Annotated in this window: 2 protein-coding genes; one reads left to right on the top strand and one right to left on the bottom strand. The window is 73.8% G+C overall.

Annotated features, from left to right (window positions below; all coding sequences use genetic code 11):
* Window positions 1-365 (bottom strand): DUF6597 domain-containing transcriptional factor (locus tag ACTIR_RS26955; RefSeq protein ID WP_324607107.1); only part of this gene is annotated, 365 nt, incomplete at its 3' end.
* A gap of 153 nt (window positions 366-518) precedes the next feature.
* On the opposite strand from ACTIR_RS26955, the gene ACTIR_RS0119730 reads away from it, so the two are divergent.
* Entirely contained in the window at window positions 519-1,010 is a 492-nt protein-coding gene (locus ACTIR_RS0119730) for a DinB family protein (protein WP_084789626.1), read from the top strand.
* Window positions 1,011-1,109: the final 99 nt, after the last annotated feature.

Below are 1,109 nucleotides of genomic sequence, written 5' to 3'. Positions count from 1 at the left end.
GCGGCGATCCCCTCCAGCGCACGACCGACGTCCGGTGCCGCGGCCAGCCGTTCGTCCAGCCGCCTTCCGGTGCCCGCTCCCCAGACGTCGGCCACCGGGAGCCGCAGGTCGCGCAGTTCGTCGGCGGGCAGCCCGAGCACCGCGGGCGCGACACCGGGCGGGAACCGGATCCCGGTCACGACGTCGCCCGCGGTCACGGTGGGCACGTGTGGGCGCGTGTCGGGTCCGGCGACGTACAGCTCGCCGCCGAGGAGGATCAGGTCCATGCACCCGTCGGGCAGCACCGGGGCCGCCCCCGTGGGAGACACGGTGAGCGACCAGACGACGGCGCCGCCGACCGACGAGGGACGTTGCCGGTACACCACGACACCAGCATCGCACCGGTTGCGGCACCGTAGCGGGCGCGACGGTGCCACCGTGTCGCCACCGTCGGGCGTCCGGGTGCCGACGACCGCGTGCCGCCGTCGTTGTCGGTGGCGGGTGGCATGCTCGAAGGCGTGGCGAAGATCGAACGCACCATGCCCCCGTTGACTGCCGACGACCGTGCCACGCTGGAGAGCTGGCTCGACTTCCAGCGCGCCACCCTGGCGGTGAAGTGCGCGGGCCTCACCGAGGCGCAACTCCGCGACGAGGCCGTCGCCCCGTCGCCGCTGACCCTGCTGGGGCTGACCGCGCACCTGGCCGAGGTCGAACGGAACTGGTTCCGCCGTGTGCTGACGGGCGAACGGGTGCCCACGATCTTCGGTGGCGATCACGACCCGGAGTCCCCGGACGGCGGGTTCGACGTGCCGGAGGAGGTCTCCTGCACCACGGACCACGCCCTGTGGGAGGCCGAGGTGGACCGCGCGCGGGAGAACTGCGCCGCCCACGCGCTGGACGACACCGGTTCCTTCGGCGGCGCCGAGGTCAGTCTCCGCTGGATCCTGGTGCACATGATCGAGGAGTACGCCCGGCACAACGGGCACGCCGACCTGATCCGCGAGCGCATCGACGGCGTGACGGGCGTGTGAGGCGACCGGCCTCAGTCGCGGGACCGGACCCCCGGCCGGGCTCCGACGAGGTCGAGCCAGGCGGCCAGTTGTGCCGCGTCCGCCACCCCGCACCGGAAG

Source organism: Saccharomonospora iraqiensis subsp. iraqiensis, from assembly GCF_000430445.1.
Taxonomy (GTDB): Bacteria; Actinomycetota; Actinomycetes; order Mycobacteriales; family Pseudonocardiaceae; genus Saccharomonospora; species Saccharomonospora iraqiensis.
This window is presented reverse-complemented; position numbering and strand designations above follow the sequence as displayed.

What these genes read in the sequence shown, in the direction of transcription:
- ACTIR_RS0119730 (WP_084789626.1), top strand. Translation starts at nt 519, where the DNA reads ATGCCCCCGTTGACTGCCGACGACCGTGCCACGCTGGAGAGCTGGCTC.